The sequence below is a fragment of the Vibrio sp. 10N.261.51.F12 genome, assembly GCF_041471725.1.
Classification (GTDB): domain Bacteria; phylum Pseudomonadota; class Gammaproteobacteria; order Enterobacterales; family Vibrionaceae; genus Vibrio.
In genome coordinates this window covers 108,644-122,183 of sequence record NZ_JBFROV010000038.1, presented here as the reverse complement: position 1 = coordinate 122,183, position 13,540 = coordinate 108,644, and the positions used below count along the sequence as shown (strand labels likewise).

The 13,540-nt window shown below is 44.2% G+C and carries 11 protein-coding genes and 1 pseudogene; 5 read left to right on the top strand and 7 right to left on the bottom strand.

The window, feature by feature from the left end; translation table 11 throughout:
* The first annotated feature begins 160 nt into the window (after positions 1-160).
* Together AB4405_RS20415 and AB4405_RS20410 are read left to right on the top strand one after the other, a co-directional pair.
* A complete protein-coding gene (locus AB4405_RS20415; protein WP_372062601.1) occupies positions 161-1,546 on the top strand; it encodes a TldD/PmbA family protein in 1,386 nt (461 codons plus the stop codon).
* The gene (locus AB4405_RS20410) at positions 1,546-2,889 is read left to right on the top strand and encodes a TldD/PmbA family protein (protein ID WP_372062600.1); all 1,344 of its coding nucleotides are present in this window, start codon (positions 1,546-1,548) and stop codon (positions 2,887-2,889) included. Before AB4405_RS20415 ends, AB4405_RS20410 begins: the two co-directional genes overlap by 1 nt.
* Positions 2,890-3,045: 156 nt before the next feature.
* Here AB4405_RS20410 and AB4405_RS20405 read toward each other — a convergent pair whose 3' ends face one another.
* The gene (locus tag AB4405_RS20405) at positions 3,046-4,074 is read right to left on the bottom strand and encodes a methionine synthase (RefSeq protein WP_372062599.1); all 1,029 of its coding nucleotides are present in this window, start codon (positions 4,072-4,074) and stop codon (positions 3,046-3,048) included.
* Between the two features lie 27 nt (positions 4,075-4,101).
* Entirely contained in the window at positions 4,102-5,079 is a 978-nt protein-coding gene (locus AB4405_RS20400) for a DUF1852 domain-containing protein (protein WP_372062598.1), read from the bottom strand.
* 440 nt (positions 5,080-5,519) lie between these two features.
* Between AB4405_RS20400 and AB4405_RS20395 the strand changes: the two are divergent.
* Together AB4405_RS20395 and AB4405_RS20390 are read left to right on the top strand one after the other, a co-directional pair.
* Positions 5,520-5,690: pseudogene (locus AB4405_RS20395) on the top strand (sulfite exporter TauE/SafE family protein); the annotation flags it as partial.
* Positions 5,691-6,003: 313 nt separating this feature from the next.
* On the top strand, positions 6,004-7,350 hold the full coding sequence (locus tag AB4405_RS20390; RefSeq protein WP_102469118.1) for an NCS2 family permease: 1,347 nt from the start codon (positions 6,004-6,006) through the stop codon (positions 7,348-7,350).
* A gap of 419 nt (positions 7,351-7,769) precedes the next feature.
* Here the strand turns inward: AB4405_RS20390 and rplY are convergent, their stop codons facing one another.
* The 5 genes from rplY to AB4405_RS20365 all read right to left on the bottom strand — a co-directional run bounded on the left by rplY (position 7,770) and on the right by AB4405_RS20365 (position 12,563).
* Positions 7,770-8,048 carry a 50S ribosomal protein L25 gene (gene rplY / locus AB4405_RS20385; RefSeq protein WP_102470064.1) on the bottom strand — a complete coding sequence of 93 codons (279 nt, stop codon included), beginning with the start codon at positions 8,046-8,048 and terminating at the stop codon, positions 7,770-7,772.
* A gap of 167 nt (positions 8,049-8,215) precedes the next feature.
* A complete protein-coding gene (locus tag AB4405_RS20380; protein WP_372062597.1) occupies positions 8,216-9,592 on the bottom strand; it encodes an ATP-binding protein in 1,377 nt (458 codons plus the stop codon).
* Positions 9,585-10,241 carry a response regulator transcription factor gene (locus AB4405_RS20375; protein WP_102470066.1) on the bottom strand — a complete coding sequence of 219 codons (657 nt, stop codon included), beginning with the start codon at positions 10,239-10,241 and terminating at the stop codon, positions 9,585-9,587. The genes AB4405_RS20380 and AB4405_RS20375 overlap by 8 nt, the downstream gene beginning before the upstream one ends.
* 82 nt (positions 10,242-10,323) lie before the next feature.
* The gene (locus tag AB4405_RS20370; RefSeq protein ID WP_372062596.1) at positions 10,324-10,746 is read right to left on the bottom strand and encodes a PepSY domain-containing protein; all 423 of its coding nucleotides are present in this window, start codon (positions 10,744-10,746) and stop codon (positions 10,324-10,326) included.
* A gap of 77 nt (positions 10,747-10,823) precedes the next feature.
* Positions 10,824-12,563 (bottom strand): DEAD/DEAH box helicase, encoded by a 1,740-nt coding sequence (locus AB4405_RS20365; RefSeq protein ID WP_372062595.1) that lies wholly within the window; start codon positions 12,561-12,563, stop codon positions 10,824-10,826.
* Positions 12,564-12,634: 71 nt separating this feature from the next.
* Here AB4405_RS20365 and rsuA point away from each other — a divergent pair, with 71 nt between their 5' ends.
* On the top strand, positions 12,635-13,333 hold the full coding sequence (gene rsuA, locus AB4405_RS20360) for a 16S rRNA pseudouridine(516) synthase RsuA (RefSeq protein ID WP_102470069.1): 699 nt from the start codon (positions 12,635-12,637) through the stop codon (positions 13,331-13,333).
* Positions 13,334-13,540 lie beyond the last annotated feature (207 nt).

The following is a 13,540-nucleotide window of genomic DNA, read 5'->3' as shown; positions in this document are numbered from 1 at the left end:
TCAAATTTATGGTCTGGTAATAAGCGGTCGGGAATTCTTCATAGAAAAATGGTAATGTTTAGAGCATTCTAAACACGCCTTTATTCTCTCTGTGCCATGCTTTTATTAATAAGAGCACAGTTTTGAAGGTGAGGAAAACTAGGACGATCAAGGAGGTTTCATGCTTAACTCTCTATCGGCTCAATCGGTGATCGATCATGCACTCTTTTTAGGGGCTGATTTCGCTGAGCTATTCGTAGAACATCACCAAACCAACACCGTCCAGATTGCATCTGGTGAAGTGGATAAGGTTAACTCGGGTATCGATTTTGGTATTGGTATCCGCCTCTTCTTCGGCCATAAAGTGTTGTATGGGTACACCAACAGCACGGACGAAGCAGAACTGAAACGTGTGACATCACTGCTTGCGGCAAAAGACAAGCGTGATCAAATCGCCTCTGCCGGTTCATTAAACTTGAACCGCTACCCAGTCCAACATAGTTGTCGTATGCCGTTGAGCAAAGACGCTAATCTGGACTCCAAAATCGCATTCTTGCTTAAAGTCGACCAAGCCGCACGGGCGGAAAGCGAATACATCAGTCAATTCATTGGTAGCGTAGCGCAACGTGAGCAGCGCGTTTCTATCTTCAATTCTGAAGGGCTTCACGTTGATGATACTCGACACTACATTCGTGCATCAGGCAATGTAGTTGCTCAAAAAGGCAATGAGCAGGCTTCGGGTATGGAAGGCCCTGGTGCATTAGCAGGCTGGGAATTCAGTGAAGGTGTGGATGAGCAAGAATTAGGTCAAACTATTGCCAGACAAGCGTTGGTGAAGCTCGGTGCGGACGCGTGTCCGTCAGGTGAAATGCCCGTTATTATTGGTAATGGCTTTGGTGGCGTCATTTTTCACGAAGCCTGTGGTCACTTACTTGAAACGACTTCTGTTGCTAAGAAAGCCTCGGTATTTCACGACAAAATGGGTGACATGATTGCCCACACTGCGGTCAATGCCGTGGATGATGGCACCATGACCAATGAATGGGGTTCAATCCATGTTGATGATGAAGGCATGCCAACCCAGCGCACTCAACTCATTAAAGACGGTCAGCTCACCAGCTTTATGGTTGATAAAATGGGTGGGATGAAAACAGGGTTTGAACCGACAGGCTCCGGTCGTCGACAAAACTATAAGTTCGCGCCAACATCACGCATGCGCAATACCTTCATTGAAGAAGGGGACCATTCCTTGGACGATATGCTCTCGGGTATAGAGCGTGGTATTTACGCCAAAAAGATGGGCGGAGGCTCGGTTCAACCGGGAACGGGCGAGTTTAACTTTGCCGTGCGTGAAGCGTATTTGATTGAGAATGGTAAAATAACCAAACCTCTAAAAACCGCGACATTAATCAGTACGGGTCCAAAAGTGCTCAAAGAAATCAGCATGGTCGGAAAAGACATGGCGCTTGCGCCGGGGATGTGTGGTTCCGTTAGTGGCGCGGTCCCGACGACGGTGGGGCAACCTACGCTGAAAGTAGATAATATTTTGGTTGGAGGGGGTAGCTAATGAGCCAAGAACAACAACTTCTCAATACGATTGAGTACGTGCTCTCAGAAGCACAACGTCAAGGCGCACAAGCTGATGTGATTGTTAACCGCAACAACAGCTTTTCGTTAAAGGCGAACCAAGGCCAACTAGACGAGTACAAAGTCAGCTCGAGCCAAGTCATGGGCGTACGAGTCATTAAAGACGCGCGCGTCGCCACCAGTTATTCTGAGTCACTCGAGCAATCGAGCCTTGATTTGATGTTAACGAACGCATTACAAAGCGCGCGTTTCTCAAAGCAGGATGAGCATCAAACCATTAGCTGTGTGAACAATCAAATCACAACAAATGTCGCTGAAATTGCTCAAGACGACACAACATCCGTCGACGATAAAATTGCGCTTTCTCTAGCGCTTGAGCAAGGCGTGGTCGCTCTGCCTCATGCATCCAGTTCGCCATACAATGGCTACAGTGACGGTGAAGGTCAGTTGATTATTGCCAATACTCAAGGGACGTTGTGTCGCCATTTTGAGCGTTCATTTAGCTGTTATGCGTATACGCTGTTTGAAAAGGACGACAAACAATCCATGGCAGGTAAGGTGTCAGTAGGTCGTCGTTTTGATGAGCTAGACGCGGCTTACTGCATTGACGGAGGGTATAATCTTGCTCGGGATCTGCTCGACGGTGCCCCCGTTGCGACGGGTAATTACTCTGCAATATTCCACGTGAATGCGTTAAGTAGTTTATTTGGTGCCTTTGGCAGCGCGTTTTCTGGTGTAAGCGCAATGATAGGCATTACACCTCTAGCAGACAAGATAGGACAACCCATCGCGAGCGAATTGATTACCTTGATAGATAAGGCGTATGTGCCACAGGGTATGGCCATCGCGGCGTTTGATAGTGAAGGGTTTGCCACTCAAGACAACGCGCTTATTACAGACGGTAAGCTGAATACGTTACTGCATAATAGCCAAACCGCGAGTTACTTAGGTGCGACATTAACGGCAAGTGCGTCACGTGGTGCGAAATCGAGCTTGGATGTATCCGCTAATCATAAATGGATTGCGACAGGTACAAGCAGTCTCTCTGAGGTAAAAGCGGGCGAATATCTAGAGCTTGTCGAACTGCAAGGCGTGCATTCTGGCGCTGATGCGGTCAGTGGTGACTTCTCATTTGGTGCCAGTGGTTTTCTATGTCGAGACGGCCAGCGCATTCAGCCTGTGCGAGGTATCACGGTCGCGGGCAATTTCTATAAGATGTTGCAAGAAGTCGACGCGGTGGGGAATATCCAGTTGAACAACGACAGTCGTACTTTCTTTGCACCCGACGTACGCTTTGCTCGCTTGAGTATTGGTGGAAAATAAAAGTAAGCTTCTAGAATGAAGAGGTGGAATGAAAAAGGACGCGCAAGCGTCCTTTTTCATTCACTCGTTGTCACGTTTGTTATCCATTAAGCAATAACCATTAGCCATTAGCCATTAGCCATTAGCGACTAGACATCAGGCGTTAGACATTAAGTATTACGCCAAAATTTCATTTCGAACAATCGCCGCACCAGCGCTTAATGCGTTGAGCTTTGCTGTTGCAACAGAGCGAGGCAAAGGCGCCATGCCACAGTTCGTGCAAGGGTAGAGGTTTTCTGCATCCACAAACTGAAGGGCTTGTCGTAGAGTTTCCGCAACTTCTTCTGGTGTCTCAATGGTTTCGGTGGCGACATCAATTGCGCCGACCATGACTTTCTTACCTCGAATCAATTCAAGCAGCTCCATTGGAACATGAGAGTTATGGCATTCTAATGAGATAATATCGATATTCGATTGTTGCAGCTTAGGAAACACGGCTTCATATTGTCTCCACTCTGTCCCTAACGTCTTTTTCCAATCGGTATTGGCTTTAATGCCATAGCCATAGCAAATATGTACCGCGGTTTCACATTTCAGCCCTTCGATAGCTCGTTCTAACGTGGCGATACCCCAATCGTTGACCTCGTCAAAAAAGACATTAAAGGCTGGTTCATCAAATTGAATAATATCCACACCCGCAGCTTCTAATTCTTTGGCTTCTTGGTTAAGGATTTTGGCAAATTCCCACGCGAGTTTCTCACGGCTTTTGTAGTGGTCATCAAAAAGCGTATCGATCATGGTCATTGGACCTGGCAGCGCCCATTTAATCGGTTGTTTCGTTTGTTGGCGTAATCGCTTGGCATCGTCGACAAACACGGGCTTTTGACGAGAAACAGCGCCAACCACCGTTGGGACACTCGCGTCATAACGATCACGAATTTTAACGGTTTTTCGTTTTTCAAAATCTACGCCGTTAAGGTGTTCAATAAACGTCGTCACAAAGTGTTGGCGCGTTTGCTCCCCATCGCTGACGATATCAATCCCAGCCTGCTGTTGTTCTTGTAAAGACACGCGCAAAGCGTCGTGTTTACCATCGATTAATTCGTCACCCTGTAACTTCCATGGTGACCACAGTGTTTCAGGTTGTGCAAGCCAAGACGGTTTTGGCAAACTGCCTGCGGTTGACGTGGGTAATAGTCTTTTCATAATCAAGCCTGTTTGTATTTGGGGACATTAAAGAAAGTACTGAGCAGACCATTGTTCAAGAACAAGGTTATAGGGCTTAATAAAGTGTTCTTCGGCAAATTTTCCCTGAGCAATCGCCAACTGGCCGCGTTCTTCTCGGTCATAAATAATCTGAGTAACGGAGTGATCGGCATTCTTCAGGTTGGGTTGATAGCATTGCCCAGCCGCCGCATTCGCATTATAAATCTCAGGTCGGTAGATTTTTTGGAATGTACCCATCGTGCTGACCGTACTGATGAGTTCAAGATTGGTGTAATCATTAAGCAGATCACCAAAGAAATAGAAAGCCAGCGGTGCAACGCTATTTGATGGCATGAAGTAACGAACTTGCAATCCCATTTTTTTAAAATACTGCTCGGTTAACGAGGTGTCATTTGGCTGATATTCAAACCCTAGTACAGGGTGCTGATTGTCAGTACGGTAATAAGTTTTGTTGTCAGAAACACTTAGGCATATTACTGGCGGCTTATTAAAGTGCTTTTTATATGTAGGTGAGTTGACAAAGCAATTAAATAATTTGCCATGCAAATCACCAAAGTCTTCTGGGATACTAAAGTGTGGTTGGTCTTTATTATGCTCAAGGAGCAGGACACTAAAATCATAATCTCGTACATAAGAAGAAAAATTATTACCTAATATCCCTTCAATACGCTCGTTAGTATTATGGTCGATAATATTCGTCTTCAATACTTCAATGGAAGGAAAAGCCTGACCGGACCCTTCAATGTCTATATCGACTGAAATGATGTCAAGTTCAACAGAATATCGCTCACCATTAGGGTTATCCCAATGAGCTAATGCATTGAAACTGTTATTGATCATCGTCAATGCGTTACGCAGATTCTCTTGGCGGCTATCACCTCTAGCCAGATTGGCAAAGTTAGTTGTGATGCGAGTATTGTCTGAAGGTTGATAATGCTCATCGAGACAAATGCTCTTAATGGTAAAGTCGAATTCTGTAGTCATGGTTATCTAGTACCTAAAATTGTTGTCTTATTGTCTCGAATGATCTTAATGAAAAGTACGTTAAGATCTGAGTGAGCATTTATAATGAGGTCGTACAAACTCCGTTGAGTAAGTTTTGACGTTCACTTAAAGGTTTTATTTCCGTTCGATATTTTCCCTTGTGCTTAACGTTTTTATACGGATATAACAGCATGATGAAAAATGGTTTTACTTCACATTCAACATGAAGAATATTCATGATAAATAATTCTTGGTATTGCGATTGAGTAGAGGTGATATTAATAAGGTTAAAAAAGAATTTAACCATATTTATATTGTGGCTTAAGCCCATGAATTACTCAGAGATAAATAAAGGTGAGTGAAATGCTGATATTAATTTATTAACGTGCACTTTTAAGACGTGGCGTTGGTTTTTAGCAGGACGATTAAGCATCGGTGGAGGGTCGATAGGGTACGCCAGTTTAGGTGGCCGTGAGTTTGCATTAACAGATGGCTTTGCTGGGATTGTCTATTTACCGATGCTATTGGGTATTGTAAGTACATCTTAGTGTACTGCCCCTTTCAGCGCCCAAGCCACTCATTATCTGCCCGCTTCAACGATTAAGCAGTGATTTACAGTTCTGATGTTGGTCGTCGCTGTGAATATGGTGGCGAATTAAGCCTCTTCATCGATAGTGTTTATGAAAATTGGTAAAAACCTATAATATTAATGGGTTATGTATCTTTCTTTGATTGAATGATAGGTCTTTCGATTTATGTTTTCGAGCTGAAAGTCTTTATTTGTCTTACCAAACATGAAACCTTCGATTCTACCTATTGCACACGCAAACGTTTACCTGTATTTTCTCGCCACTTAAATTTTTACTAATATCTTGTTGAGCGACCATTTGATGAACGGTTGTCCAACAACAATGAGGAATAACCATGAGTGAGAATACATCCGCTGCAACAGGCAGTTGGCTCGATAACTTCTTTTTGATTTCCAAACGCGGAAGTAACGTTCGTCGTGAGGTTGTTGCGGGCTTAACGACATTTTTGGCGATGGTGTATTCGGTTATCGTCGTACCAAGTATGCTTGGCGTAGCGGGTTTTGACCAAGGGTCGGTATTCATTGCAACGTGTTTAGTGGCTGCGTTTGGTTCTATGCTGATGGGCTTTTGGGCTAACCTACCAATGGCGATTGGTTGTGCTATCTCACTAACGGCATTTACCGCGTTTAGTTTGGTTTTAGGGCAGGGCATTTCGATACCCGTCGCGCTAGGCGCCGTGTTCTTGATGGGGGTTATTTTTACCGCGATTACCGTCACTGGTGTTCGACAATGGATTTTAACCAATCTTCCTGAAGGTATCGCTCACGGTACGGGCATTGGCATTGGTTTATTCTTGCTATTAATCGCAGCGAGTGGTGTTGGTCTAGTCATCAAAAACCCGGTAGAAGGTCTGCCTGTTACGTTAGGTGAGTTCACTTCTTTTCCAGTCATTATGTCCATGTTGGGCCTTGCGGCTATTTTTGGATTAGAGAAGCGCCAGGTTCCTGGTGGGATACTCTTTGTCATCGTTGCGATTTCTGTGTTTGGTCTTATTTTTGATCCTGCTGTGCAATATCAGGGCTTTTTTGCATTACCGAGCATTGGTGGTGAGAATTCTTTGATGGGGACGATGGACATTATGGGGGCACTCAATCCGATTGTATTACCAAGTGTATTAGCATTGGTGATGACAGCAATCTTTGACGCAACCGGGACCATTCGAGCGGTGGCGGGTCAAGCCAATCTTCTTGATAAAGATGGCAACATTATTGATGGTGGTAAAGCGCTCACCTCTGATTCTGTGTCGAGTATTGTTTCTGGCGCCGTGGGCGGTGCTCCAGCAGCCGTTTATATCGAGTCTGCTGCAGGTACGGCTGCTGGTGGTAAAACAGGTCTTACTGCGGTAGTAGTGGGGGTTTTATTCTTATTTTTGTTATTCCTTGCACCTATTAGCTATTTAGTTCCTGCATACGCGACTGCGCCAGCGTTAATGTACGTGGGCCTACTAATGCTAGGTAATGTTCGTAAACTGAATTTTGATGACTCGGTCGATGCATTATCAGGCTTGGTTTGTGCGGTATTCATCGTGCTTACTGGAAACATTGTGACAGGAATAATGCTAGGTTTCTTATGTCTCGTTGTAGGGCGTCTGTTCTCTGGCGAATGGAAGAAGCTTAACCTTGGCATTGTCTTAATTACCATCGTCTTAGTGGCTTTCTATGCGGGCGGTTGGGCGATTTAAATCTTAACGACATCAATTTAGTTTTAATACCCAGTCAATTGGCTGGGTATTTTTAATAAAACTTAAGAGCATGACAGAATCGATTGGTACTTATCCCGTCAAGATCCCTCAGTTTTCTCCTAGTTGAATTTGGCTAGCAATACTCCTAAGGTTTCCATTAGAAAAATTACTGTATAAATTCATCTTTCGTCCACCCTTAATACGCCCAAGCAAGGTTGGGATCAAAGTGGGGTAGAGGAGGGTTGATTAGTTTCAGTGTATTGCGCGAGATTTTAGACGTTTTTGAGGGCTCAGAAACGGTGAAACCCCGATGTTGGTAGCATCGGGGTTTCGAATTTCTTTAGATTACTTAGTTGGTAAGACTGAGAATCTTTTTATGCAAAAGGTTGGATTTATCCAACTAATTCCTTGGTAGGAAATTAGATACGGATGAAGTCCATGTGCTCAACCTTTGGCTTGTACGCGTGACGTTGAACGTCTTGCGGCTTAACCTTAACTTCTGCGCCGTCAATCAATAGAGTGATTGCTTCGTAGAACTCAGGCTTGTCCATTTGGTTGATCACTTCATCGTGCGTAAGCGCGATAGAGATAGGTGCTGCTTCACCACCGTAGATGATTGCTGGGAATTTGCCAGCGTGACGTAGGCGGCGGCTCGCACCCTTACCTAGTTCAGTACGTACTACTGCTTCGAATTTCATAGTATTTACTCTCAATTAGTAAAATTAATAAATGCCGTTCTAATCTTAGCGACCTAGTTAGAACATATATCGTTAAAAAAGCATCAAAGATACTCTCAAAACGAGCGCGGATACTAACATTCAATAGTAGTCTGAGCAATAGATTCGGAGTGATATCTATAGATTTTTTAATCCTTTACTGCTCTTAACGTCAGCGTTGCTTTTAAACCACCCAATTTGCTTAAAGAAAGAACAAGATCGCCACGATAACCATGAGCCATTTCACTGACGATGTTTAGCCCTAGACCTGTACCCGGAGTGGTTTCATCTAGACGTACACCGCGTTTTATCACATCTTGGCATTGTGCCTCTGGGATGCCGACACCGTCATCTTCGATGATGATTTGAATGGCGTCGTTATCCAGTGCGAGAGAGTGAACCCGTATGAGGCTTTCTCCCCACTTGTATGCGTTTTCTATTAAGTTACCCAGCATTTCGTCGAGGTCAGTCTTTTCAACCGCGACGAACAAGTCGGGGTCCAATTCGTTAATAAGCGCAATTTCTCGCTGTGCGTAAACCTTATCAAACGCCAAAGACATTGCGTCTACGCGCTCACTTGGGTTTGCTTTCACCGATAGGATGTTCATTGCACCGGCCATACGTGCTCGGCCTAAGTGGTAATCAATCTGTGATTGAATTTGAAGTAGGGCGGGCGCCAGTTTATTTCTATCGGCTTCGTCTAGGTTCGCTTGCTCGTTTTTCAAGATGGACAACGGAGTTTTTAGTGCGTGAGATAAATTACCCGCGTGGTTTCTTGCTCTGGCGAGTAACTCTTGATAATGGAAAATCAATGCGTTGAGGTCATTCACTAATGGTGCGATCTCTTTTGGATATTGCTCGTCTAAGGATTGACGCTCACCGTTTCGCAACATTTGTAGCTCTTTTTGCATCTTGTTAAGTGGGCGGAGTGACCAGCTAACTTGCGCGACAACGAGGCTGAGAAGGCCTAGCATCATAATGCCGAGTATCACCCATACTTGGTTTGTTAAGGTGTGCAGTGCTTTGTCTATAGGATCTTCGTCTTGTGCGACAATAATAGTGACACCGTCACTTATATCTGGAAGAAACACCGTTCTTTTTATCGCGACAAGGCGCTCATCACGCGCGCCAAAATAAGAAGACGCGTGTGCGCGCTCTTTTTGCGATATATCTTTGTCCCAAAGTGAGCGAGACCGTAGCGTATCGGCAGGGGTTTTGATGTGCCAATACAATCCACTATAAGGTTGGTTAAATCTAGGGTCAGAAAGGCGTGACGACAAAACTAGGCGACCTTGCTTATCTGTTTCTAAGTTGGCCGCAATTTCATCCATAGAGCGTCCCAATTGTGTTTCTAGATCTTGAACCAGATACTCACGAACCAGGCCTGGGATGATGACACCCGCTGCGATGGTTATTACCGACAGCCACAACGACGCTGCAAGAAGTAATCGGGTTTTAAGGCTGAGTTTTTTAAACCCAGCCTTCAGTGATGAAGCTCGAGAAGGAACAATGTCTTGTTTAGGCATTGAGTTGGTATCCAAGACCTCGTACTGTTTTAATAATTTTCGGTGATATCTTTTTGCGGATGCGTCCAATAAACACTTCAACCGTATTTGAATCACGGTCAAAATCTTGTTTATAAATATGCTCGACTAGCTCAGTGCGAGAAATGACTTTATCCGCGTTATGAACAAAATACGCAACGACTTTGTATTCAAGCGCCGTAAGGCTTACGGCCTGACCTTGCCACATGACTTTTGACGATCGCGTATCCAAGCTTAGATCGCCCATCTGTACGATGGGAGAGGCGTTTCCTGATGCTCGGCGCAGTTGAGCTCGAATGCGTGCGATAAGTTCGATCATCTCAAATGGTTTGGTTAAGTAATCATCTGCACCAGCGTTCAACCCTTCCACTCGTTGGCTTAGGGTGTCGCGTGCGCTCAATATCACCACAGGGGTATTGATATTCTCGTCACGAATGCCTTTAAGAACGGTTAACCCATCGATTTTCGGTAATCCTAAGTCTAGGACAATAACGTCCCATTCTTCGGATGTTGCACGGTAAAGTGCATCAATGCCATCTTGTGCGAGTTCAGGCACCCATTCGGCACTCTCGAGCGTTGCTAAAATTTGTTCACCCAATTTAGGGTCATCTTCCACTACAAGAATTTTCATTATTATAATCTCTTCGGTATCTCGTCATAAACTTATGATGACTTATCGTTATGTTGAACGGCCGATATATGGTTTGACGCGCCTATTTTTTTATCACTCTTTGAAGATTATGGCCTTTTATTTCCATTAGCTCCAATGTGGTCGCGTTGTACTCAACCTGAATAACATCTTGTTCGTGCATAAGTTTTAATTCGTAGGTCCACTCATTATCGTCTTCTTCGAGCTCGACTTTGATTACTCGCCCGTTCAGATCATTCTCGACGGTGGCGAATAATTCTGAAAATGGCCGGATTAAGCCATCTTGTACCGCTTCGTACACCTCATCTTGGTCTTCATCAAATTCAATTCGAGCGTCACCAAGAGGGACATCTTGAACGAGCTCATGGCCATTAGGTGAGTCAGAGAAAAACTCGGCATGAACGGTTGCCGGCAGTATCAATATAAAAGATAGCGCGATTAAGGGCAGTTGGGAGTTCAAAAATGATCCTTTTGGTTTAATGGTCATGTTAAGCACCTATCAGAAGAGTTAATGGTTACTGTAATGCAAAGTATAATGTTTTCAATATGAATAGAAGCTGAATGCTATGACTTCAACTCGTCATCAAAGATTTTATCGCGAAGTTTCCAAAAACGACCACTTTTTCGTGCGATGACAAAAGCGGGCAAACGGAATCTATGTTGATTGTTTACAACCTTAGTCGGTGAGGTTGCATCAAATTCTCGGTGCTTATCAGCAAGGTGTGGTCGCACAAACCGGGCAAGGAACCCTTCTTTTTGTTTCTTTGTCGTGAGCGACCAAAACTCACTGACTTGCGCCTCATTCTCACCAATGTAATTCACACGAAGACTACTTTTACCCTTGTTGTCTTTGTGTACAGATAGTGACATATCGATACACTCAAACACGAGCGCGTCTTTTAAATTTAACGCTTCTTTTAGTTTTTTGTCGGGATCAACCAAGGTTGCATCGCATTCATGACAAATTCTCGCTGCGATATCATTATCGGCGCCACATTCGTTACAGTATTTAGCCCTAAATCGATAGTTACAGTGTTCACGCTCTTTGGTGTCTTCATCGGTAAAATATCCTTGGCACTTACGTCCAAAATGCTCGAGCAGGAAACCATTACTGTCGAGCTTGCCCCAAAAGTTATTATTAAATCCACACGCAGGGCAAGGGATGGTAATGATCTCGGAATCCGAATCGGGTTTAGGATTGCCTATCTCGGGTTGATATAAATCGTATGTATTCCCTGCATAATCGAGCACAAGGCATTCCGTTTTTCCTTCCGAAAGGCGAAGGCCTCGTCCAACAATTTGTTGATATAACCCAACGGATTCTGTTGGACGAAGAATGGCAATGAGGTCAACATGCGGTGCGTCAAAGCCTGTTGTTAATACGGAGACATTAACCAAATATTTAATTCGTTTTTCTTTGAAGTCATTGATGATGGAATCGCGATCAGGTGTCGGTGTATCACCGATGACGATTTGGCTGCTATCGGCAGGTAATAATGCGAGTATCTCCTGAGCATGGCGAACGGTTGCTGCAAATATCATGATGCCTTGTTTATCCGCACTGTACCGAATGATTTGCTCGATGATTTGTGGTGTTGCTCGCTTTGACTGTTCAATGACGAGGTCTAACTCTGATTCTTTGTACTTTCCCATACTCGAAGGTTTAAGCTGCGAAAAGTCATAGCTGAGTACCGGTGCATCAATAAGTTTTGCAGGTGTTAAAAATCCTTCATCCAGCAAATATTGAATTGGTAACTCGAAGATGCAGTCTTTAAAAAAACGGGGTTCGTCGCTGCGAACCAGGCCTTTTGTGTGATATTGGTAAATCCAACCAACACCGAGTCGATAGGGGGTTGCTGTTAGCCCGAGTATCTTAATGCCGGGGTTGACTTCGCTTAAGTGAGAAATGACTTTTTGGTAGCTTGAGGTTTTGACTTCAGGCACCCGATGGCATTCGTCAATGACGAGCAGGGAAAATTGGTTCGCAAAGTGGTGTAGGTTTCGTACTACGGATTGAACAGAGGCAAAAACTACTTGTTCAGAGGTTTCCTTCCTTCCTAGTCCGGCCGAAAATATCGAACCACTGAGTCCGTAGTCTTCATATTTCGCGTGGTTCTGTTCGACAAGTTCTTTGACATGAGCAAGAACGAGGACACGACCTCTGGCCAAGCGAGCAAGTTCAGCGATTACGAGGCTTTTGCCCGCTCCAGTAGGCAATACGATGACTGCTGGCGTGTCATTTTTGCGAAAATAGTGGATAACCGCTTTAACGGAATCGGCTTGATACGGACGAAGTGTGTACATATGAGTGAGTTTGACTCTACATCTGGCAGAAAAGCCCATATAATAGCGGACTTAATCAGATTGAGGTATTCATGCGTTTAGATAAATTTTTGTGTGATTCGCTAGGTGTCACCCGTAGAGAAGCAACCATCCTTTTAAGAAAGGGTGAAGTGACCGTTAACGACGAGATAAAAAAAAGCGGTTCCGTTAAGGTAAGCGAGCAATGTCGTGTCGAATGGCAAGAGCGTGAAATTACGGTGAAAGGTCCTCGTTATATCATGTTGTATAAGCCTGAAGGCTTTGTCTGCTCGCATGAAGACGGTTCGAATCAAACGGCGTTTGAGTTACTTGATGAAATCAAAATGGATTCACTTCATTTTGCTGGCCGTTTAGATGTTGATACGACAGGCTTGGTATTGATTACTGATGACGGTCAATGGTCGCACCGTATTACTTCCCCTAAGCATAAGTGCCAAAAAACATATCGTGTATGGTTGGTTGAGCCAGTTGAAGACGATTATGTTGAGAAGTTTAAGCAAGGTATTGAGCTGCGAAGTGAAAAAGCGCCGACACTGCCTGCTCACCTAGAAGTGAGAGCCGAAAAAGAAGTGTTGTTAACTATCCATGAAGGGAAGTATCACCAAGTTAAGCGCATGTTTGCGGCATTAGGCAACAAAGTCGAAGCATTACATCGTGAACGAATCGGTGAAATTGAACTAGATGAAGAATTGGAACTTGGTGAATATCGTTATTTAACCCAAGAAGAAATTGACTCGATCTGGAAAAAGTAATACAAAAGAGAGTGTTATCACTGTGGTGAATCCTTCTTGCCTGTCACCATAGTGTCTGGAATAAGTGTTATGCCTTTCAAATACCATGGCACTTATTTTATTGTTGTGATTTAAAGAGCCGCACTATCACCCCATTGTGAACGACCGTTGTCTAAAGAAATACGATAGAGTTTACAAAGAACGCAGTACGAGTATTCCTAGAGACTT